Annotated in this window: 19 protein-coding genes and 1 tRNA gene; 11 read left to right on the forward strand and 9 right to left on the reverse strand. The window is 58.7% G+C overall.

Features of this window, described 5'->3' with window-relative positions; all coding sequences use genetic code 11:
• Positions 1 to 52 precede the first annotated feature (52 nt).
• Positions 53 to 900, forward strand: a protein-coding gene (locus A7Q00_RS13140) for an IS630 family transposase (RefSeq protein WP_156503833.1) whose coding sequence is annotated in 2 segments (ribosomal slippage) — positions 53 to 368 and positions 368 to 900 — 849 coding nt in all. Because the reading frame shifts where the segments join, the coding sequence is not laid out codon by codon here.
• A gap of 195 nt (positions 901 to 1,095) precedes the next feature.
• Positions 1,096 to 2,229, forward strand: coding sequence for a glutamine-hydrolyzing carbamoyl-phosphate synthase small subunit (gene carA / locus A7Q00_RS12385; protein ID WP_064090839.1), 1,134 nt, complete (start codon positions 1,096 to 1,098; stop codon positions 2,227 to 2,229).
• Between the two features lie 220 nt (positions 2,230 to 2,449).
• Here the strand turns inward: carA and A7Q00_RS12390 are convergent, their stop codons facing one another.
• The 3 genes from A7Q00_RS12390 to modA form a co-directional block, all read right to left on the reverse strand.
• A complete protein-coding gene (locus A7Q00_RS12390) occupies positions 2,450 to 3,139 on the reverse strand; it encodes an ATP-binding cassette domain-containing protein (RefSeq protein ID WP_064090840.1) in 690 nt (229 codons plus the stop codon).
• Entirely contained in the window at positions 3,136 to 3,807 is a 672-nt protein-coding gene (gene modB, locus A7Q00_RS12395) for a molybdate ABC transporter permease subunit (protein ID WP_064090841.1), read from the reverse strand. Before modB ends, A7Q00_RS12390 begins: the two co-directional genes overlap by 4 nt.
• A gap of 348 nt (positions 3,808 to 4,155) precedes the next feature.
• Positions 4,156 to 4,914, reverse strand: a complete 759-nt coding sequence (gene modA, locus A7Q00_RS12400; RefSeq protein ID WP_064090842.1) for a molybdate ABC transporter substrate-binding protein — start codon at positions 4,912 to 4,914, stop codon at positions 4,156 to 4,158.
• A gap of 457 nt (positions 4,915 to 5,371) precedes the next feature.
• On the opposite strand from modA, the gene cysT reads away from it, so the two are divergent.
• The 3 genes from cysT to A7Q00_RS12415 are packed head-to-tail and all read left to right on the forward strand — an operon-like array spanning position 5,372 to position 8,129.
• On the forward strand, positions 5,372 to 6,208 hold the full coding sequence (gene cysT, locus A7Q00_RS12405; RefSeq protein WP_064090843.1) for a sulfate ABC transporter permease subunit CysT: 837 nt from the start codon (positions 5,372 to 5,374) through the stop codon (positions 6,206 to 6,208).
• Positions 6,205 to 7,056, forward strand: a complete 852-nt coding sequence (cysW, locus tag A7Q00_RS12410) for a sulfate ABC transporter permease subunit CysW (RefSeq protein ID WP_064090844.1) — start codon at positions 6,205 to 6,207, stop codon at positions 7,054 to 7,056. The genes cysT and cysW overlap by 4 nt, the downstream gene beginning before the upstream one ends.
• Entirely contained in the window at positions 7,053 to 8,129 is a 1,077-nt protein-coding gene (locus tag A7Q00_RS12415) for a sulfate/molybdate ABC transporter ATP-binding protein (protein ID WP_064090845.1), read from the forward strand. Before cysW ends, A7Q00_RS12415 begins: the two co-directional genes overlap by 4 nt.
• 278 nt (positions 8,130 to 8,407) lie before the next feature.
• On the opposite strand, the gene A7Q00_RS12420 is transcribed toward A7Q00_RS12415, so the two are convergent.
• The 3 genes from A7Q00_RS12420 to A7Q00_RS12430 all read right to left on the reverse strand — a co-directional run bounded on the left by A7Q00_RS12420 (position 8,408) and on the right by A7Q00_RS12430 (position 10,377).
• On the reverse strand, positions 8,408 to 9,052 hold the full coding sequence (locus A7Q00_RS12420) for an HAD-IA family hydrolase (protein ID WP_064090846.1): 645 nt from the start codon (positions 9,050 to 9,052) through the stop codon (positions 8,408 to 8,410).
• A 52-nt stretch (positions 9,053 to 9,104) separates the two neighbouring features.
• Positions 9,105 to 9,323 (reverse strand): hypothetical protein, encoded by a 219-nt coding sequence (locus tag A7Q00_RS12425; protein WP_064090847.1) that lies wholly within the window; start codon positions 9,321 to 9,323, stop codon positions 9,105 to 9,107.
• Positions 9,324 to 9,405: 82 nt separating this feature from the next.
• The gene (locus A7Q00_RS12430; RefSeq protein ID WP_064090848.1) at positions 9,406 to 10,377 is read right to left on the reverse strand and encodes an RluA family pseudouridine synthase; all 972 of its coding nucleotides are present in this window, start codon (positions 10,375 to 10,377) and stop codon (positions 9,406 to 9,408) included.
• A 467-nt stretch (positions 10,378 to 10,844) separates the two neighbouring features.
• On the opposite strand from A7Q00_RS12430, the gene A7Q00_RS13820 reads away from it, so the two are divergent.
• From A7Q00_RS13820 to A7Q00_RS12450, 5 genes are all read left to right on the forward strand, one after another.
• On the forward strand, positions 10,845 to 11,021 hold the full coding sequence (locus A7Q00_RS13820; protein ID WP_156503834.1) for a hypothetical protein: 177 nt from the start codon (positions 10,845 to 10,847) through the stop codon (positions 11,019 to 11,021).
• A gap of 59 nt (positions 11,022 to 11,080) precedes the next feature.
• Complete coding sequence (locus tag A7Q00_RS12435) at positions 11,081 to 13,873, forward strand: Rne/Rng family ribonuclease (protein WP_064090849.1); 2,793 nt, start codon at positions 11,081 to 11,083, stop codon at positions 13,871 to 13,873.
• A gap of 501 nt (positions 13,874 to 14,374) precedes the next feature.
• On the forward strand, positions 14,375 to 17,161 hold the full coding sequence (gene ileS / locus A7Q00_RS12440; RefSeq protein WP_064090854.1) for an isoleucine--tRNA ligase: 2,787 nt from the start codon (positions 14,375 to 14,377) through the stop codon (positions 17,159 to 17,161).
• 286 nt (positions 17,162 to 17,447) lie between these two features.
• Complete coding sequence (locus A7Q00_RS12445) at positions 17,448 to 18,128, forward strand: hypothetical protein (RefSeq protein WP_064090850.1); 681 nt, start codon at positions 17,448 to 17,450, stop codon at positions 18,126 to 18,128.
• Between the two features lie 119 nt (positions 18,129 to 18,247).
• Positions 18,248 to 18,323 (forward strand) — tRNA-Lys (locus A7Q00_RS12450).
• Between the two features lie 94 nt (positions 18,324 to 18,417).
• On the opposite strand, the gene A7Q00_RS12455 is transcribed toward A7Q00_RS12450, so the two are convergent.
• Genes A7Q00_RS12455 through dapF form a run of 3 tightly spaced genes read right to left on the reverse strand, consistent with a single transcriptional unit; the run spans position 18,418 to position 20,560 of the window.
• Positions 18,418 to 19,062, reverse strand: a complete 645-nt coding sequence (locus tag A7Q00_RS12455; RefSeq protein ID WP_064090851.1) for a hypothetical protein — start codon at positions 19,060 to 19,062, stop codon at positions 18,418 to 18,420.
• Complete coding sequence (locus tag A7Q00_RS12460) at positions 19,059 to 19,712, reverse strand: DUF484 family protein (RefSeq protein WP_064090852.1); 654 nt, start codon at positions 19,710 to 19,712, stop codon at positions 19,059 to 19,061. Before A7Q00_RS12460 ends, A7Q00_RS12455 begins: the two co-directional genes overlap by 4 nt.
• On the reverse strand, positions 19,712 to 20,560 hold the full coding sequence (dapF, locus tag A7Q00_RS12465; protein ID WP_064090855.1) for a diaminopimelate epimerase: 849 nt from the start codon (positions 20,558 to 20,560) through the stop codon (positions 19,712 to 19,714). The genes A7Q00_RS12460 and dapF overlap by 1 nt, the downstream gene beginning before the upstream one ends.
• A 353-nt stretch (positions 20,561 to 20,913) precedes the next feature.
• Here dapF and lgt point away from each other — a divergent pair, with 353 nt between their 5' ends.
• A complete protein-coding gene (gene lgt, locus A7Q00_RS12470) occupies positions 20,914 to 21,783 on the forward strand; it encodes a prolipoprotein diacylglyceryl transferase (protein ID WP_064090856.1) in 870 nt (289 codons plus the stop codon).
• Positions 21,784 to 22,048: the final 265 nt, after the last annotated feature.

Raw genomic sequence — 22,048 nt, forward strand, 5'->3', positions numbered from 1 at the left:
TATAGTAAATTAAAAACAAAATAGTACAATATTCAACTTTGAAGGTCTAACCATGGCATACTCTGCGGACTTAAGGAACAAAGCTTTAAACTATTACGAACAATGCAAAAACATCAGCCAAACCGCAGCAACGTTTCACTTGTCAAGAAACACGCTTTACTTATGGATTCGCCTTAAAAAACAAACAGGCAGCCTAAAACATCAAGTTACCGGTCTAAATGCCGTCAAATTGGATAGGCAAAAACTGGCTCAATATGTTGGGCAACACCAGGATGCCTATCTGCATGAAATCGCCAAACATTTTGATTGTACGCCAGCCGCCGTTTGCTATGCACTCAAACAGATAGGGATAACGCGCAAAAAAAGACCACCACTTACAAAGAACAAGACCCGGCCAAAGTAACGCATTATTTGACACAGCTGGCCGAATTTTCCGACTACCAACGTGTTTATTTGGATGAAACAGGATTTGACCGCTACCTGTTCCGTCCCTATGCCCGCAGCCTGAAAGGGCAAATAGTGAAAGCGCAGATAAGTGGAAAAAGATACCAACGCTTATCTCTGGTGTCCGCACAAGTCGGCAACCGGCTGATTGCTCCGATGGTTTATCAAAATACGATGACCGGAGTCTTTTTTGAAGCGTGGTTTCAGCAATGCCTACTGCCCACATTGACTCAAAAATCGGTGATTATTTTAGATAATGCACGATTTCACCGTATAGGTGTCTTACGGGAAATGGCGGAAAAATTGGGACATAAGGTATTGCCTCTTGCACCCTATTCACCTGAACTCAATCCGATTGAGAAGGTGTGGGCGAATATTAAGCGGTATCTTCGAACCGTATTGTCTGATTACGCCCGATTTGACGATGCGTTACTGTCCTATTTTGATTTTAATTGACTATAATTCACTATAAGCCGCCTGCGCCAACGTTCAGGCTACCTGAAACCGCCCGGTTCAAACTTGCCCCGCCCTCCCGTTGTCCATTAAAATAACGTGCTTCCGGCAGGCAGCACTGCCCGCGCCGAAGCACGTTTTGCCCCGCTTAGAAAGCCGCGAAACGTGTTTTTTTATCCCCGCATCCGGACACCAATCATGACCACTCCCGCCCTTCTCGTTCTCGCTGACGGCAGCGTATTTCACGGCACATCAATCGGTTACGAAGGTTCGACTTCCGGCGAAGTCGTGTTCAACACCTCCATGACCGGCTATCAGGAAATCCTGACCGACCCGTCCTACTGCAAACAAATCGTTACCCTCACCTACCCCCACATCGGCAACACCGGCACCAACGCCGAAGATGAAGAAAGCCGTAGCGTTTATGCCGCAGGCTTGATTATCCGCGACCTGCCGCTGCTGCACAGCAACTTCCGCGCCTCCGAAAGCCTGCACGACTATTTGGTGCGCAACAAAACCGTCGCCATCGCCGACATCGACACCCGCCGCCTAACCTCGCTGCTGCGTGAAAAAGGCGCACAAGGCGGCGCAATTCTGACAGGTGCGGACGCTACGGTTGAAAAAGCGCAAGAACTCATCGCCGCGTTCGGCAGCATGGTCGGCAAAGATTTGGCAAAAGAAGTTTCCTGCACAGAAGCCTACGAATGGACCGAAGGCGAATGGGCGCTGGGCAAAGGTTTCGTTACCCCTGCCGAACAGCCGTTCCACGTCGTTGCCTATGATTTCGGCGTAAAAACCAACATCCTGCGTATGCTCGCCGCACGCGGCTGCCGCCTGACCGTCGTCCCCGCCCAAACCAGCGCGGAAGACGTGTTGGCACTCAACCCCGACGGCGTGTTCCTATCCAACGGCCCCGGCGACCCCGAACCTTGCACCTACGCCATCGAAGCCGTGCAAAAACTGATGGCAAGCGGCAAACCCATCTTCGGCATCTGCTTGGGACACCAGCTCATCAGCCTCGCCATCGGCGCAAAAACCCTGAAAATGCACTTCAGCCACCACGGCGCAAACCACCCCGTACAAGACTTGGACAGCGGTAAAGTCGTCATCACCAGCCAAAACCACGGTTTCGCCGTCGATGCCGACACCCTGCCCGCCAACGCAAGGATTACCCACAAATCCTTGTTCGACAACACCTTGCAAGGCATCGAGCTGACCGACAAACCCGTGTTCTGCTTCCAAGGCCACCCCGAAGCCAGCCCCGGCCCGCAAGATGTCGGCTATCTGTTTGACAAATTCATTGACAATATGAAAGCGGCGAATCGGGCTTAACTGCTTCTTTCTGTTCAAATAGCTTTATCGTATAGTGAATTAACAAAAACCAGTACAGCGTTGGCTCGCCTTGCCGTACTATCTGTACTGTCTGCGGCTCGCCGCCTTGTCCTGATTTTTGTTAATCCACTATACAGCGAAGGCTACCTGAAATTTTAAAGGCTACCTGAAACCATTTTTCGGTTTTCAGGTAGCCTTTTTGCCATTGTTGTCACGGCGCTTAACCGGAAACCCCGTACGCCAATTTTCCCACCTCCATATGCGCCACTTCCTGCGCGAGGACTTCACTGTCTTCCGGATCGTGGGTGATGAGCAGCATGGGGATGTCCAGCTCCTGCTGCAAATCCAGCAGCCATTGCCGCATGCGGCTGCGCAGGCCGATGTCGAGGGCGGAGAAGGGTTCGTCCAGGAGCAGCCAGCGCGGGCTGGCGATGCAGGCACGGGCGAGGGCGGTGCGCTGGCGCTGGCCGCCGGAGATTTGATGCGGGTAGTGTGCGGCCAGGGCGGTGAGCTGCATTTTGTCCAGCCAAAATTCGGCCAACTGCGCCGCTTGCTTTTGCGGCGGGGTGCGCCAGCCGTGGCGCAGGCCGAAGGCGATGTTTTGCGCCACGGTCAGGTGTGGGAACAGGGCGTAATCCTGAAACAGCAGCCCGGCCTGGCGCTGTTGCGGCGGCAGCCACAGCCGCTTTCCAGTGTCGCCGTAGCATGTACCGCCAATACGCACATGCCCGGCCTGCGGGCGCAATAGCCCGGCCAGCAGCTGCAAAGTAAGGCTTTTGCCCGAGCCGGATTCGCCTACGATGGCCAGCCGTTTGGCCTGGCTTCGGCAACGGCAATCCAGCTCGAAAGTGTGCCCGCCGCCGGCAAGGCGCATATGGAAGGCGAAATCGAAAACCGGTGTGCCGCTCATGCTTTATCCTTTGCTTTGGCCAGATGGTTCACGCTCCACAACACAGCCACACACACGGCCGAAATCAGCAGCACCAGTTTGGTGGCCAGCGCGTCGTCGCCGGCCTGCACGGCTTCATATACGGCGATGGAGAGGGTTTGCGTTTGGTTGGGGATGCTGCCGGCAATCATCAGCGTGGCGCCGAATTCGCCCAGCGCGCGGGCAAAGGCCAGAAGCAGGCCGGCCAAGATGCCGCGCCAGGCCAAAGGCAGCGTAACCCGCAAAAACACCGCCCATTCGCCCAAGCCGAGCACCCGCGCCGCCTGCTCCAGCTGCGGATTGACTTCTTCAAACGCCGCCCGCGCCGGCTTGCACACCAGCGGGAAGGTAACCGCCGTTGCCGCCAACACCGCGCCCTGCCAGGTGAAAATCAGGCTGATGCCAAAATACTCCTGCAATAGCTGCCCGAGCGTGCCGTTTCGCCCGAACAGCACCAATAGGTAGTAGCCCATCACGGTGGGTGGCAGCACCATCGGCAGGGTGAACACCACGTCTAGCAGGTTGCGCCCGGGGAAGCGGCCGCGTGCCAGCAGCCAACCCACGGCCACGCCCAGCACGAGGTTCAGCCCGCTCGCCCAAAAGGAGACTTTCAGCGAGAGCAGCAGCGCGGGCAATACGTCTTGAAACACACGGATTCCTTTGAAATAGCGTAATGATTAGCGGAGAAGGGGGCAGCGGCTTGAGACCGCGACACGGTTTGCGCACCACCGCAAATCGGGTTTGGGCAGCAGGCTGATTTCAACTGACAGCGCAGCTTTTGCAACCTTAAGGGCTACCTGAAACTTGGTAGGGGCGGATTTTATAGTGAATTAACAAAAATCAGGACAAGGCGACGAGCCGCAGACAGTACAGATAGTACGGCAAGGCAACGCTGTACTGGTTTTTGTTAATCCACTATGCCCGCCCGCTGCCATGCCAAAGGCTACCTGAAAGCATGATTTTACTTTTCAGGTAGCCTCTTTTCCTACCGTTCCGGCTTAGCGTCTGGCCGGATTAAAGCCGTATTTCTGCAGGATGCGGCTGCCTTCGCGCGAACGGATGAAATCCAAGTAGCGGGCGGCTTCAGCGGCGTCTTTGCTGGAAGCGGTTACGGCAATCGCGTAGGACACCGGTTTTTCCAGCGGTACGGCGCGCACGATGCGCACTCGGTCGCGGATCAGCATGGCATCGGTGCGGTACACAAAGCCCGCGTCCACTTCGCCGCGCGACACATAATCCAGCGCCTGGCGCACGTTTTGGGTGGAAATCATTTTGCCCTCCACAGCTTGCCACAGGCCGGCTTTTTCCAGCGCGGCTTTGGTGTAGCGGCCGGCCGGCACGCTGGCGGGGTTGCCCACGGCCACACGCTGCACTTGCGGTTTGGTCAAATCTTGCAGGGTGTCCACGCGCACGGAGGCGCTTTTCGACTGAATCAGCACCAAATCGTTCAGGGCGAAGGTGCGGCGGCTGGCCGGAGCGATTACCTTGGCTTCGGCAGCCTTATCCATGGTTTCCTGGTCGGCGGTGGCCAGCACATCCACCGGCGCACCCTGCACCAGCTGCTGCAGCAACACGCCGGAAGCGGCGGTGTTCAAACGGATTTGCGTGTCGGGATGGGCACGGCCGTAGGCGGTGTTGATTTCCTGGAACGCCTCTTTCAGGCTGGCGGCGGCGGAAACGGTAATTTCCTTGGCTTGGGCCGACAGGGCGGCACAGGCCAGGGCGAGCATGAGGGCGGTTTGGCTGAAACGGCGCATTTATCTTCTCCTTTAAATGGTGTAAATGGTAGCCTCTGTCAAAAGAGGAGGTTTAAATCGCGCGAAATTCTAGCAACAGCTTTTTAGCGGGCAATAGTTATTCCGATATAGGCCTAAAGAACTATAACAAGCCGTTTTTCAACCAATATAGTGGATTAAAATAAGAATGGGACAAGGCGGCAAGCCGCAGACAGTATGAGCAATACGGCAAGGCGAGCCAACGCTGTAGCATTCTTATTTTAATTCACTATACATAGGCGCAAAGGCAAACAGGCACAGACTAAGAAGGCTACCTGAAAACGGCCGGAATAGACCAACCGCCCGCCCTGCAAACTTTCAGGTAGCCTCCCCTACCCTATATAACCCACCCGCATTTGCAAACAACCAACCGTTCTTTCTGTTTTCCCGCCGCCTTGTTTATAGTGCGGGCTACCTGAAACCCGAATCCACGAATCCCATGCGTTTATTGAAAACCCCCAGCGTGCTGCCCGGCTTCAACCTGAGCCTGGGCATTACCGTATTGTGCCTCTCGCTTTTGGTGGTGCTGCCTTTTGCCATGATGGCGGTGAAAACCGCGCAGATGGGGTGGGCGGCGTTTTGGCACACGGTGTCCGAGCCGCGCGTGCTCGCTTCGGTGTGGCTGAGTTTGCGCATGTCGTTCTTCGCCATGCTCACCAATATCGTGTTCGGCACGCTGGTGGCCTGGGTGCTGGTGCGCTATGAGTTTCCGGGGCGGCATTTGGCCAATGCGCTGGTAGACCTGCCCTTCGCGCTGCCCACGGCGGTTACCGGCATTGCGCTGGCCACGCTGTACGCGCCCAACGGCTGGATCGGTCGCTGGTTTGCCAAAATGGATATTCAGGTAGCCTTCACGCCCAAGGGGATTTGGATTGCGCTGGTGTTTGTGAGCCTGCCGTTTATCGTGCGCGCGGTGCAGCCGGTGCTGGAGGAATTGTCGGGCGAATACGAAGAGGCGGCGGCCTCGCTGGGCGCGGGGCGGTTCACCACCTTCCGCCGCGTCATCCTGCCGGAAATCGCGCCCGCGCTGCTCACCGGGGCGGGTATGATGTTTGCCCGCGCCACGGGCGAATTCGGCTCGGTGATTTTCATTGCGGGCAATATCCCGATGGAATCGGAAATCCTGCCGCTCATCATCACCGGCAAGCTGGAGCAATACGATGTGCAGGGCGCATCGGCCGTGGCGCTGTTTATGCTGCTGATTTCCTTCTTCATCCTGTTTGCGCTCAATATCGGCCAGTGGGCGCTGGGCAAACGCGGGGGCGCGAAAGCATGAAAACCAATCCGAACATCACCGAGCCCAGATGGCTGCAATGGCTGCTTATCGGCACCGCGCTGGCTTTTCTGCTGCTGATGCTAGTGATCCCGCTCGCGGCGGTGTTTTACGAAGCCCTGCGCGAGGGCTGGCAAACCTATCTGGAATCGCTCACCAACCCCGAAGCCCGCGCCGCCATCCGCCTCACGCTGATTGCCGCAGCCATCGTGGTGCCCGTCAACGCGGTGCTCGGCATCGCCATAGCCTGGCTGCTCACCCGTTTCGACTTCCGCGGCAAGCAGCTGTTCACCACCCTGCTCGACCTGCCCTTTTCCGTGTCGCCCGTGGTGGCCGGGCTGATGTTTGTGATGCTGTTCGGCGCGCACACCGCATTGGGCGGCTGGCTGGAGGCGCGGGGCGTGCAGATTATCTTCGCCATTCCCGGCATCATCCTCGCCACCCTGTTCGTTACCTTCCCCTTCGTAGCCCGCGAGCTCATCCCGCTGATGCAGGCGCAGGGCGAAAGCGAAGAGCAGGCCGCGCTGATTTTGGGCGCGAACGGTTGGCAGATGTTTTGGCGCATCACCCTGCCCAACATCAAATGGGCGCTGCTCTACGGCCTCATCCTCACCAACGCCCGCGCCATGGGCGAATTCGGCGCGGTAAGCGTGGTGTCCGGCCACATCCGCGGCGAAACCAACACCATCCCGCTTTTGGTGGAAATCCTTTACAACGAATACCGCTTCACCGCCGCCTTCGCCCTCTCCAGCCTCTTGGCCGTGCTCGCCATCGCCACGCTGGTGCTGCAAGACATCCTCACCCGCATCCAAAACCGCAAACTGGCCGCCGCCGCAAGGAGCAAGCAATGAGCATCACCATCCAAAACATCAACAAACACTTCGGCAGCTTCCACGCCCTGCAAAACATCCGCCTCGAAGTGCCCACCGGCAAGCTCGTCTCCCTGCTGGGCCCCTCCGGCTGCGGCAAAACCACCCTGCTGCGCATCATCGCCGGGCTGGAAAACGCCGACAGCGGCCAAATCCTGTTCGACGGCCAAGACGTAACCCGCCAGCACGTGCGCGAGCGCAAAGTCGGCTTCGTCTTCCAACACTACGCCCTCTTCCGACACATGAACGTGGCCGACAACATCGCCTTCGGCCTCACCGTGCTGCCCCGCGCCCAACGCCCGAGTAAAGCCCGAATCCGCGAAAAAGTGGCCGGCCTGCTCAAGCTCGTGCAGCTCGAACACCTCGCCAAATCCTACCCCCACCAAATCTCCGGCGGCCAGCGCCAGCGCATCGCACTCGCCCGCGCCTTGGCCGTAGAGCCCAAACTGCTGCTGCTCGACGAGCCCTTCGGCGCGCTGGACGCCAAAGTGCGCAAAGAGCTGCGCACCTGGCTGCGCCAGCTGCACCACGAGCTCGGCATCACCAGCATCCTCGTTACCCACGACCAGGAAGAAGCCCTGGAAATTTCCGACCAAATCGTCGTCATGAACCACGGCCGCATCGAACAATCCGGCAGCGCCGACACCCTCTACAGGCTACCTGAAAACGCCTTCGTAACCGAATTCCTCGGCGAAACCGATTCCTTCGAAGGCCGCATCGAACGCGGGCAGTGGCACTACCTCGGCTACGCCTGGCCGCTGCCGCCGGGCAAACGCTGGCAGGAGCAAAGCGCCCTGGGCTACATCCGCCCGCACGAATGGCAAATTGACCCCGAACGCCCCATGCTCCGCGCCGCCATCGAAAGCCTGCACCACACCGGCGCCCTCACCCGCCTCACCCTGCGCGAACAAGCCCCCAACGGCCAAACCCTGCAGGCCAGCTTCGCCGCCACCGAAGCCGACCGCCTCGGCCTCGCCCCCGGCCAAATCCTGCCGCTCGCCCCCCGGCAGGTGTACGTGTTCAGCCACAGCGATTTGATCGAATACGCCATCTAGCCCAAGCAGAACCGAATGGCAAAGGCTACCTGAAAACACCGGCTTCAATGAAGCCAAAACTTTTCAGGTAGCCTTTTCCGTTACAGCTATAGGCGGCAGGGTGTGGCGCACCCGCCATCCCGGTTTCCATATAGTGAATTAACAAAAAACAGTACAGCGTTGCCTCGCCTTGCCCTGATTTTTGTTAATCCACTATGCAACAGCGTGCGCCCTGCATCTCGAGCCCTGCCCATGCTGCAAAGGCTACCTGAAAGCAGGTTTCAGGTAGCCTTTATCCTTTAATCTGCCAGCCAGGCCGCCAAGCTGGTCAGGCTGTCGAGCATGGCCAGGTGCGGGGCGGTTTGCAGTTGGGCGGGGGTGTGGGCGCCGGTGGTGAGGGCGATGGCGGGGCTTTGAGCGTTGTGCGCCATGTGCAAATCGTGGGTGGTGTCGCCGATTACCAGGGCTTCGGCCGGGTGCACGCCCAATTCGTCGCAGATGGAGAGCACCATTTCCGGCTGGGGCTTGGAAGCGCATTCGTCAACGGTGCGGGTGGCGAGGAAGAGGCTGCGCGTGTCGGTTTCATCCAAGGCGGCATCGAGCCCGCGCCGGCCTTTGCCGGTGGCCACGGCGAGCCAGTAGTGCTGTTGCAGCCGCTGCAGGGTATTGCCTGCGTCGGGGAACAAAACGGTTTGCTCGCGGTGGTGGTGGAATTCGTGCTGATAGGCGCGGATGGCGGCTTCGGTTTGCTGTTGATCCAGCTGCGGACAGAGGCGGCGCAGGGCTTCGCGCAGACTCAGGCCGATGGTGGCGCGAATGTCGGCCTCGGCGGGCGGCGGCCAGCCGAAGCGGCAAAAAGAATTTTGCACGCCCTGCACGATTTGGGCGGTGGAATCGGCTAAGGTGCCGTCCCAGTCGAAAATCAATACGCGATAGGGTTTCATGAGCATTCCTTGATGTGTTTGGGGTTTAGGCTACCTGAATTTTCAGGTAGCCTCACTTGAAGCTGCGCCCTGCGCCGTGCAGCAAGGCGTTAATCATGATTTCATCGGCTTCCGCCTCGGCTTGGCGGCACACCGTTTCCTGCCGGATGATTTCCTCCAAATCGGCACGGCCGCTCTCGACGGGCTGGGTGATCACCTGCTTGGGGCGCTCCAAAGAAAAGCCTTCCGGCAGGATTACTTTGAATTTGGGCTGCTTATCGTTTTGCTGCATATCTTTCCTTTTTGGCTAAATGGCAAACAGGCTACCTGAAAAACGGAGCCGGAATCGTGAGCTTGCTTTTTCAGGTAGCCTCTTACTCCTGCCGCAAGCTCTCAAGCATCTGACGCAGCTCTTCCGGCAGCGGCGCGGTGAGCACCAGCGTTTCGCCGCTTGCCGGGTGTTCGAGCTCCAAGCGGTGGGCGTGCAGGAACATGCGTTTGAGGCCGAGCTTTTTCAGGCGGCGGTTGGCGGTGTAGTCGCCGTAGCGTTCGTCGCCGGCAATCGGGCAGTTTTGCGACTGCATGTGCACACGGATTTGGTGGGTGCGGCCGGTGCGCAGCGTGGCTTCCATCAGGCTCAAGGCGGAAAGCCCTACCGCATGCAGCGGCGCGCCGCCGAAGCTTTCCAGCACGCGGAACAGCGTGTGCGCGCTCTGCCCTTCTTCACTCACGCGCACCATTTTCTCGCCAGCCGCGCCGGTGTATTTGAACAGCGGCAGCTTCACCTGCCGCACGCCATGCGGCCACGCGCCCATGCCCAGCGCCAAATATACTTTTTCCGGCTTATCGTTGCGCCAGGCTTCGTGCAGCTTCACCAATGCGCTGCGCTTTTTTGCCACCACCAATAATCCGCTGGTATCTTTGTCCAACCGGTGCACCAATTCCAAATAACGCGCCTGCGGCCGGGCGCGGCGCAGCTGTTCTATCACGCCGAAGCTCACGCCGCTGCCGCCGTGCACGGCCACGCCGGAAGGTTTGTCCACCACCAAAAGGTGTTCGTCTTCAAACACAATGTCAAACTCGCGCGGCGGCACGGCAGCCCCTGCCTGCCCGGCTTTCTGCGCCAGCCGGATCGGCGGAACCCGCACTTCGTCGCCCGCGGCCAAACGGCTGTCGGCAGCAGCGCGTTTTTTGTTCACGCGCACTTCGCCGCCCCGGATGATGCGGTGGATATGGCTCTTGGGCACGCCTTTGAGCAGGCGGATGAGAAAGTTATCCAAACGCTGCCCGGCAGCGGCTTCGTCCACGCTCAAATAATTGACTGAATTTTTGCTAATTGCTGGCATTTTCTCTATAATCCTCTCCCTGCCGACACCGTGCCTGGGCTACCTGAAAGCCAAGCTTCAACGAAGCGAAAAACAAAGGGTGCCGCCGGGTTGGCAAGTTGATTGTTCACTGTTTATTTTATCGTAAAAAGACAATTCCGAACGGCTTTCCTCTGCCTGCCGCGCATTTTGGCGGGCAGATTGAAATAGTAATTGAGTTTACGGCTCCGGCAGCCCAAACGGCCTAAGACGCGACCAGCGCGCCGCCGCACCCGCTGCCGGGCTTAAAGAAGACCACAACACCGAATTAATAACGGATTAAGTTTAAACCAAAGCCAAGCGGCGAGCCGCAACCCAAGCAGTACGGCAAAACCAGCCAACACAGCCTTGCTTTAAACCAATCCGCTATACCCCGCCGCAAGCAACCGCCACCCGGCCTGCCGCGGCTTGCCAAATCAGCCGCCCGTCCGGCGACCAGCGCGGCAGCGATGCCCGCCCCGCTCTTTCACTACCTTCTTTACCGTTTTCTGCCCGCGCCCGATGCCGGCTGCCCGACCGCCCCGGCGGTTTGCCGCACACCGCGCTTCAGGCTCACACAGCATACGGCTGCCGGTTTTAACTTCGTTGAAACTTTGTTTTCAGGTAGCCTTCCCCAGCGGCAGTAAAGCGGCTAAACTGATTACGCGCTTCGGAATTGCAAACCAACCAAAAGGTTAGCAATATCATGAAACGTATGTTATTTAACGCCACCCAGGCCGAAGAGCTGCGTGTGGCGATTGTAGACGGGCAAAACCTGCTCGATCTCGACATTGAAACGCTGGGCAAAGAACAGCGCAAAGGCAATATCTACAAAGGCATCATCACCCGCATCGAGCCCTCGCTCGAGGCCTGCTTCGTGGACTACGGCACCGACCGCCACGGCTTCCTCCCCTTCAAAGAAGTTTCCCGCGCCTACTTCCAAGACTACGACGGCGGCCGCGCCCGCATCCAAGACGTATTGCAGGAAGGCATGCAGGTTATCGTGCAGGTGGAAAAAGACGAACGCGGCAACAAAGGTGCCGCGCTCACCACCTTCATCAGCCTGGCCGGCCGCTATCTCGTGCTCATGCCGAACAACCCGCGCGGCGGCGGCATTTCCCGCCGTATCGAAGGCGAAGAGCGCCAAGAGCTTAAAGCCGCCATGAGCCAGCTCGACGTGCCGCCCGGCATGAGCCTGATCGCCCGCACCGCCGGCATCGGCCGCAGCGTGGAAGAGTTGCAATGGGATTTCAACTACCTATTGCAACTGTGGCGCGCCATCGAAGAAGCCGGCAACGCCCATCAAGACCCCTACCTCCTCTTCATGGAGAGCTCCCTGCTCATCCGCGCCATCCGCGACCACTACCGCTCCGACATCGGCGAAATCCTCATCGACAACCGCGAAGTGTTCGGCCAAGTGCAGGAATTCATGAGCTATGTGATGCCGCACAACGTAGGCAAGCTCAAATACTACGACGACCACATCCCGCTCTTCTCCCGCTTCCAAATCGAACACCAAATCGAAAGCGCCTTCTCGCGCTCCGTGAGCCTGCCTTCCGGCGGCGCCATCGTAATCGACCACACCGAAGCCCTGGTTTCCGTAGACGTGAACTCCGCCCGCTCCACCCGCGGCGCCGACATCGAAGAAACCGCCTTCCAAACCAATATGGAAGCCGCCGAAGAAGTGGCCCGCCAAATGCGCCTGCGCGACTTGGGCGGCCTGATCGTGATCGACTTCATCGACATGGAAAACCCCAAGCATCAGCGCGATGTGGAAAACACCCTGCGCGACGCGCTGCGGAAAGACCGCGCCCGCGTGCAGATGGGCAAACTTTCCCGCTTCGGCCTGCTTGAGCTTTCCCGCCAGCGCCTGCGCCCCTCCCTGGGCGAAAGCAGCCACGTGGCCTGCCCGCGCTGCGCCGGTACCGGCGTGATCCGCGGCATCGAATCCACCGCCCTGCACGTGTTGCGCATCATTCAAGAAGAAGCGATGAAGGACAACACCGAAGAAGTGCACGCCCAAGTGCCGGTGGACGTGGCCACCTTCCTGCTCAACGAAAAACGCGCCGAACTGTTCGGCCTGGAAGAGCGGCTGGACGTATCCATCCTGATGATTCCCAACACCCATCTGGAAAACCCGCACTACAACATCACCCGCGTGCGCCCCGACGATGTGGACGATGATGCCGAGCCCAGCTACAAACAAGTCGAAATCCCCGAAGAAGACGACAGCCAAACCTTGGAAATCGGCCGCCAGGCTAAGCCTGTGAAACCCGAGCCCGCCGTAAAAGGCATCAAACACAGCAGCCCCGCCCCCGTGGTGCAGCAGCCTGCCGAACCCGGCTTGCTGGCCGGCATCGGCGCCTGGTTTGCCAAACTGTTCGGCGGCGGCGAAAGCAAACCCGCCGAAGCCCCCGCAGCCAACAACGAGCGCAACGGCGGCAACCGCGGCAAAGCCCCGCAAAACCGCAACCGCCGCAACCGCAGCCAGCAGCGCGGCCAAAGCGGCAACAGCCGCCCGCCGCGCCAGCAAAATGCCGACGATGCCGAAACCTTGGACAACCGTACACCGCAACAGCTGGCAGAGAAATCCGCTGCCGAGCAGCAGCCCAATCCGCGCCAACGCCGCCGCCAACGCAAAGACAGCGATGTTCAGGTAGCCTCGGCTGAAAACGATAAGCTGCAAGTCGCCAGCCAAGCGGCCGATATCCCCGAACGCGTTGCTGATGACACCGGCAGCCCTGCAGAAAACCAAGAGCGTGGCAACGAACGCAGCGAGCGCAACAATGAGCGCGGCGAACGCAACGAACGCCGCTCCGGCCGTGACCGCCGCCAAGAAAACGGCCAACGCAACGGCAAAGGCCGTGGCCGCCAGCGCAACATCCCCTCTGCACAGAAAATCATCCAATATCTGGATATTCCGCTGCAAGCCGAGCTGGTAAAATCTGCCGCCGACGTGGTATTGGGCTTGCACACCGAAGCACCCGCCCCCATGCCGCAGCCCGATGAAGCCGACATCAACAAACCGCTGGTCATTACCATCCCCGAAGTAGCCGATGAAGCCGATGCGCCCACCTTCGTGTTTGCCGAAGAAAACACCGCCGAAGCTGCCGAAGCTGTCAACCCGGCTGCGGTTGCAAGCCCGGTTGCGGAAACAGCACGGGAAGAAGCCGTTGTGGTGGAAACTGTGGCCGTAGAAGCCTCATCTGCCGAAGCTCAAGCTGCTCCTGCCGATGATTCCATTGCTGCCGCAGCCCAAGCTGTAGAAACGGCAGCGTCAGCCGTGGCACAACCCGCGCCGCAACAAACCGCAGCCGAACCTGCGGCCTCCGACCTGGGTGGTCTGGTATTGGTGCAAACCGATCCCGCAGCGCTCACTGCCGTTCAGCCCGAGCCCGAACAGCCCAAAGGCCTGCGCCGCGCCGATGTTGCCCCCGCCGCCCCGGCCGCCGTGCCCGAGCCGCAGCAACTGCAGCAAGTGGAAACCCACCACAGCTGATCTAGGTTTTCAGGTAGCCTGCCCAGGCCACAAACCAACCGCCCCGAACAAATGCTTGGGGCGGTTTGTTATCGGCGATTTGAGGCTACCTGAAATCTAAGCGCAAAATAGCCGAACGGATTTTGGAATAAAGTCGGCGCAAGGCGGGGAACCGCAGGCGGCACAAAAATTCGGCAAGGCGGACCAACGCTGTGCAGAATTAGGTTGACGTACTATACGGCAGGTCGGCGAGCCATCACCGCATGAAATGAAGCGCTTCAGCCATCGCAAACCAACCCATCCCCCGCCCCCTATTTTCAGGTAGCCTCCCCTCCCGCCTGAGGCAGGCTGAAAACACTGCTGCCCGTTTTATGGCGGATTACTCGGCTGAAACCCGCTTTCAGGTAGCCTTTTGTGCCAAATCCTTATAAAATCGGCGACTTGTTTTTTACTTATTCCGGCACGGCAGGCAAGCTGCAACCGCCCGCCACACAGCCGCACTCAAACCACTCCGAGACCACCATGACTGACTACTCCCAAACCGTAAACCTCTACGAATCCCCCTTCCCCATGCGCGGCAATCTTGCCAAGCGCGAACCGGCGTGGGTGAAGCAGTGGCAGGACGAAAAACGTTATCAGAAGCTGCGTCAAATCGCGGCCGGCCGCCCCAAATTCATCCTGCACGACGGCCCGCCCTATGCCAACGGCGACATCCACATCGGTCATGCGGTCAATAAAATCCTGAAAGACATCATCATCCGCAGCAAAACGCTGGCGGGCTTCGATGCGCCCTATGTGCCCGGCTGGGACTGCCACGGCCTGCCGATTGAAGTGATGGTGGAAAAACTGCACGGCAAAGAAATGCCGCCCAGCAAGTTCCGCGAGCTGTGCCGCCAATATGCCGCCGAGCAGATTCTGCGCCAGAAAAAAGACTTTATCCGCCTGGGCGTGATTGGCGATTGGGAAAACCCCTATCTGACCATGGATTACAAAACCGAAGCCGATACCGTGCGCACGCTGGGCGAGATTTACAAAGCAGGCTACCTGTATCGCGGCGCGAAGCCCGTGCAGTTCTGCTTGGACTGCGGCTCGTCTCTGGCCGAGGCCGAAGTGGAATACAAAGACAAAACCTCCCACGCGATTGACGTTGCCTACCGCTTCCAAGACAACGCCGCGCTGGCCAAGGCTTTCAGGCTGCCTGAAATCTCCGGCGAAGCCTTTGCCGTGATTTGGACCACCACGCCGTGGACGCTGCCCGCCAGCCAGGCCGTTTCTGCCGGCACCGACATCGTGTACCAACTCATCGACACCCCGCGCGGCAAACTGGTGCTGGCCAAAGATTTGGCCGAAGCCACACTGGAACGCTATGGCTTTTCAGGTAGCCCTATACTTGCCGAATGTACTGGTGCCGATTTAGAAAATATACTGGCTGAACATCCGCTTATCGATGGTCGAGATATCCCAGTAATCAACGGCGACCACGTGACCACCGAAGCCGGTACCGGCCTCGTGCACACCGCGCCCGCGCACGGTTTGGAAGACTATTTCGTCTGCAACAAATACGGCATCGAGCTCTACAACCCCGTGAACGCGCAAGGCCGCTATATCGCCGAAGTGCCGCGCCTGGCCGGCATGACCGTGTGGGAAGCCAACCAGCCGATTATCGACTGGCTGCAAGAAAACGGCCGCCTGCTCGCCCACGGCAAAATCGAACACAGCTACGCCCACTGCTGGCGGCACAAAACCCCGCTGATTTACCGCGCCACCGGCCAATGGTTCATCGGCATGGACAAAGCCGGCGCAGACGGCAAAACCCTGCGCGACAAAGCCCTGAAAGCCGTGGACGACACCGAATTCTTCCCCGCCTGGGGTCGCGCCCGCCTCGAAGCCATGATTGAAGGCCGCCCCGACTGGGTCGTGAGCCGCCAGCGTTTCTGGGGCACGCCGATGACCTTCTTCGCCCACAAAGAAACCGGCGAACTGCACCCCGACTCCGCCGCGCTGCTGGAAAAAGTCGCCCTGCTCATCGAGAAAAAAGGCATCAACGCTTGGTTTGAGCTGGATAAAGCCGAGCTCTTGTCGCCCGAAGACTGCGAACAATACGACAAACTGCCCGACACCATGGACGTATGGTTCGATTCAGGCAGCACCCACTTCTCCGTGCTGAAACAACGCCCCGAGCTCGCCTGGCCGGCCGATTTGTATTTGGAAGGCAGCGACCAGCACCGCGGCTGGTTTCAATCCTCCATGCTCACCGGCTGCGCCACCCTCGGCCGCGCGCCCTACAAACAACTGCTCACCCACGGCTTCGTGGTTGACCAGAACGGGCGCAAAATGTCCAAATCCATCGGCAACGTGGTTGCCCCGCAGGAGGTGTATAACGAATTCGGCGCCGACATCCTGCGCCTGTGGGCGGCCGCCACCGACTACAGCGGCGAACTGGCGATTTCCAAAGAAATCCTCAAACGCGTAACCGAAAGCTACCGCCGCATCCGCAACACACTGAGCTTCCTGTTTGCCAACCTCAAAGACTTCAACCCGATTGAAGACGCCGTGCCGCAGGCCGACATGGTGGAAATCGACCGCTACGCCCTCGTGCTGGCGCGCCAGTTACAGGAAAAAGTTTCAGGTAGCCACTACCCGCGCTACGCCTTCCACTTCGCCGTGCAGGACATCGTACAGTTCTGCTCCGAAGACCTCGGCGCGTTTTATCTGGACATCCTGAAAGACCGCCTCTACACCACCAAAAAAGACGGCCACGCCCGCCGCAGCGCGCAAACCGCGCTCTACCACATCACCCGCAGCCTTGTGCTCCTGATGTCGCCCATCCTCTGCTTCACCGCCGAAGAAGCGTGGGACATCATCGGCGGCGGCGAAGAAGACAGCGTGCTCTACCACACCCTGCACGACTTTCCGCCCGTCCCCGCCGCCGGCGAAGCCGCACTCACGGAAAAATGGGCGCACATCCGCGAAGCCCGCGCCGTTGTAAACGCCGCCATCGAGCCGCTGCGCGCCGACAAAACCGTCGGCTCGTCCCTGCAGGCTGAAGTCGTCCTCACCGCACCCGAACCGCAATACGGCTACCTGAAAGCACTCGGCAGCGAACTGCGCTTCGCCATGCTCGTTTCCAAAATCGAGCTGCAAAAAGGCGATGAGCTCACCGCCGAAGTCCGCCCCAGCACCGAAGCCAAATGCGAACGCTGCTGGCACTACGTGGACAGCGTTGGCAGCGTTGCCGCCCACCCCACCCTGTGCGCCCGCTGCGCCGGGAATGTGGACGGCAAAGGCGAAGAACGGGATTACGCCTAAACCGGTTGGGGCTGCCTAAAAGCGTCAGCCTCAACGAAATTAAACTGTCCGCAGCAAAAAGGTGGGCATTGGTTGCCCGCCTTTTTTCAGGTAGCCTGAAAGCGCATATAGTCGAAATAATGATTTCTTCATGTCGGGCGGCAAGGCGGGGCAACGAAACCAGCCGCAAATCGGCTTTCCCGAACCCGGGATTTGGGCATAACCGCCGTGCCGGATACAAACATCCTACGGCTACCCATTGCCAGCCTTCTTTCAGGTAGCCTGGAAATACATAAGGATCAAACACATGACAAGCCACCCCTATTTAGACCTGCAACAGGGCAATGTGGAAAACTATTGCATGATGGTGCCCAAAGCAGAAGAGCCGCAATGGTACGAGCAAGGCTGGCTGCCGCATTACGCCGTCGGCCTGTCGCGCCGCGAGGCCAACCGTGCCTCTCTGGTTTACGGCTTCATGCGCTTCAAGCGCGATATATTGCTGTTTGGCCGCCCCGAACATTTGGCGGCCAAATCCTCCATCGGGCGCAAAATTGTTGGTTTCTGCACCCATCTTGGCACTTACGGCATGGGTGGCCCCGGCTTTTTCGGACTACTGCTGGACACGAACGAATACTTGGTTTACACCGCATGGCACGCGGGATACAGCACGCTGCTGGACAGCCGCGCAGTAGAAATTTACCCATACGGCAACACTACCGCACGCGGTTGGATCGGCAATTTGAACGGAGCCGAATGGGACGAACTCTCTCCCCTGATCACCGGCTGCGAAATCGCCGATTGCACCCTCGCCGAGCACCGCTGCACCCTGCGGCTGCAAAAAGACGGCCAAACCCATTTATTGGAATTCGTGCGCCAAGACGAACGCATCCCGAGCACTCCTGATCAAGAACCCCGCTTGGCATACGAAGACGGAAAAATCGCCGACTATTTGATGTATCAGCATAAAAACGCTTGGCTGGTGGTGTAGGCAGGCTCGTCTATGCGGCAAAAGGCTACCTGAAAACCGTTTCTTAGTTTTCAGGTAGCCTCCTTCCCATCCATACTTGACAGCGCGTTAAACAATTTTTACAATGCGCACCTTCATTCGGGTCGTTAGCTCAGTTGGTAGAGCAGCGGACTCTTAATCCGTAGGTCGAGCGTTCGAGCCGCTCACGACCCACCAAAATAAAACCAGCCTAAGCAATCACTTAGACTGGTTTTTATTTTTCGCATCACACTGCCAATTAAGTTAGTCTGGCAAATTCTTGCCCCATCTCCTATCCATAAAACAGCATCCACAGCGCGCGCAACAGGGCAATCAGTAGGATTTTCTCGCTCGCCAGCAAACAGGCTACCTGAAAAAGCAAACTGATCAGCAACACGCCCTGAAACTGCAAAGAGCTGAACAGCAGCACGTCGTCTCGGCTCAAATAACGCCGGTGCAGCCACATCAGCAGCATCAGCAGCGTCTGCCCGGCGATCCACAGTATCGGTTTGAGCAAATACAGCGTGGCAAGGCCGGTAAGCAGCGGGGCAGACATCCCTTGCGGATACTGCCAGCCCGCCAGCAAGAGCAAAAACAAAAACGTAATATGCTGCACCGCGCCGGCCACGGCGAAATAGGCCAGAAACACCCCTCCACCGTCCAGCCGCCAGCCCATCTGCCGCGCATCGTAGCGCCAGCCATTAGCAAACAGAAACAGGCTGCCCAGCGCAAAATAGCCGTACACCGGATAGAGGTTGGCCACATGGGTAATCCCCAGCACGCCGGGCATAATCCGTGCGCTGAGGATGCCGAAGCCCAGCCACAGCATCACGCTGCCCCACAGCCAGGAAAACTGCTGCCGCCGGAACGCCAAAGTCAGAAACACGGCGATATACACCGATAGCGCCCACAAGGTTGGGCTTTGCCAGGCCATCATTGCCACCCGCCGGCTCTGGCCAGCGCCGCTGCGGTGCAGGCAGCCAGCTCGCGCATCCAATCCAGCGGCAAATCCGGCGTAAAGCGCGTTTCATCCGTATCGCCCGCCACCATCGCCGCCACGGTTTGCCCGTTCACGCGCAAGGGCAGCAGCAGGAAGCTCTCCAGCCCCCTGCCCTCCTGCGGCAGCGCCTTCATCAGCAAAGGCGCGATGCGGTTGCCGCACAGCGGCTCTTCCAGGGCAGACAAGGTGGCATGGGCGGCATGGTTTTCAGGTAGCCTGTAGGCGCCGGAAACCGCACCTTTTTTCGGCGGCTCGGCCAACAGCCACACTCGGCCGGACGGCAGCGAAAAATCTTCCTGCCAGCCTGCCTCCGCCGCACGCAACACCTGCAACAGCGTATTGGCTGCCAGCAAGCGGCGCACGAAGCCGAGCATCCGGCCCAGCGTTTGGTGGTTGCTATCGGCATCCTGCATGATTTGTGCCAACTGCCCGGCCATTTTGGCCGCCTTTTTCTGCTGCGCCAGCCATTGCGCCTGCGCAAACGACTGCACCCGCCCCTCTGCCGGACGCACGCCCAAATCGGCGGCATGGTTCAACAGAAATTCCGGGTGCTCCTGCAAATAAGCCAATATTTTCTTTTCGTTCATCAGTAAGTTACCGTCCCTTCAAACACCGTGGCCGCCGGCCCTGACATCAACACATGATTATCCGCCGCCCACTCAATCTGCAAATCGCCGCCCGGCAGGCTCACGCACACCGCGCCCTGCCGCGCCAGAAGCCCGGCTCGCATACCGGCCACCGCCGCCGCGCACGCGCCCGTGCCGCAGGCCTGGGTTTCACCCGTGCCGCGCTCAAACACACGCAGCCGGATATGGTGCGCATCCAGCACCTGCATAAAGCCCACGTTCACCCGCTCGGGAAACTGCGGATGCCGCTCCAGGCGCGCGCCCCATTCGGCTACCGGCGCATAGTGCACATCGTCCACCACCAGCACAGCATGCGGATTGCCCATATTCACACAGGAAAAACGCGCGCTTGCGCCATCCAAACCAATCTCGTGCCACAAGGCATCGGCAGCCTCGCCCGGCGCGGGCACAAACGGAATATCCGCCGCCGCCAAACGCGGCTCGCCCATATCCACCGTAACCAGGCCGTTTTCCTGCAAATTCAACACAATCAGCCCTTTGGCCGTAGCCACCTTGATGCGGTAGTTCCGGCTCAGGCCTTTTTCGTGCACAAAACGGGCAAAACAGCGTGCACCGTTGCCGCACTGCTCCACCTCGCTGCCGTCTGCATTGAAAATACGGTAGCCAAACTCAGCCTCCGGCAGCGGCGGCGCTTCCACCAGCAACAGCTGGTCGAAACCAATACCCCGGTGGCGGTCTGCCCATTCGGCAATCGGCGCGGCAGCCGGATCAAAATGCTGGCCGATGCCGTCGATAACCATAAAATCATTGCCCAAACCGTGCATTTTGGTGAATTTCAATACAGCCATCACGGCCTCCGCCGGCAGTTTCAAAGCGGGCTATCATACCCAATCCCCGCCGCGAGTTAAAGCCGCGTTTCAACTTTCAGGTAGCCTTCCCGGCACAGGCTACCTGAAAATCAGCATAGCCATGCCATACGGCAAGATGCTTGTGTTTCCGGCAGACAGCTTGGTTTGAATCGCTCTTTTCAGGTAACCTCTCCCCTCCACCCAGGCTACCTGAAACCCCTCCTTCCCAACAAAACCGCAACACAACCCGGCAAAACCCAACCCAAACCGCGCTTTCTTTACGCCCCTGCCCGTTATCGGCCAATGGCCAGATGCGCTATAATGCGCCCTTTTGTTTTAGCCGCATTTTCCCTATGTTGATCCATCCCGCTTTCAATCCCGTTATGCTCAAGCTCGGCCCACTCGCCATCCGCTGGTATGCCGTCAGCTATCTTGTCGGCTTTGCCCTGTTTATGTGGCTCGGGCGGCGGCGCATCCGCCAAGGCAACAGCGTGTTCACCACGCAAACCCTAGACGACTTCCTCACCTGGGGCATCATCGGCGTGATTGTGGGCGGGCGGCTGGGCTATGTGCTGTTTTACCAGCATGCCTACTATTTCGCCAATCCGCTGGAAATTATCAAAGTATGGCAGGGCGGCATGTCGTTTCACGGCGGCTTCCTCGGCGTGGTAACCGCCGGCCTCCTGTTTGCCTACAAACATAAAATCAACCCACTCAAGCTGGCCGACTCCATCGCCCCGCTCACGCCATTAGGCTTTGCCGCCGTGCGCCTGGGCGGCAACTTTGTGAATGGCGAGCTCTGGGGGCGCGTCACCCGGCCGGATGCCTTCTGGGCCATGGGCTTTCCCCAAGCACATAGCGAAGACTTAAAACTGGCCACCGAGCAGCCGCAGCTGTGGGGGGCGATTTTCCAGCAATACGGCATGCTGCCGCGCCATCCCTCCCAGCTCTACCAATTTGCCCTGGAAGGCATTTTGCTGTTTGTGCTGCTGTGGTGGTTTTCCAAAAAACCACGCCCCACCGGCCAGGTAGTGAGCCTGTTCCTGCTCGGCTACGGCACCGCCCGCTTTATCGCCGAATTCGCCCGCGAGCCCGACGAATTCCTCGGCCTGCTCTATTTAAACTTCTCCATGGGCCAGTGGCTCAGCCTCCCCATGATCGCCTGCGGCCTGATCGGCTTCCTCTACTTCGGCCGGCGCAAGGCAGAACCGGCAAAGGATTAAATCCCCGATTCATAAAAGGCTACCTGAAAAACGGTTTTCAGGTAGCCTTTGGTTTTGCAGCAAGCCGTGCATCTATAGTGAATTATAGTGGATTAAAATAAGAATGGGGCAAGGCGGCGAGCCACAGACAAGTACAGATATAGTAAATTAAAAACAAAATAGTACAATATTCAACTTTGAAGGTCTAACCATGGCATACTCTGCGGACTTAAGGAACAAAGCTTTAAACTATTACGAACAATGCAAAAACATCAGCCAAACCGCA

The organism is Eikenella halliae (assembly GCF_001648475.1).
GTDB lineage: Bacteria > Pseudomonadota > Gammaproteobacteria > Burkholderiales > Neisseriaceae > Eikenella > Eikenella halliae.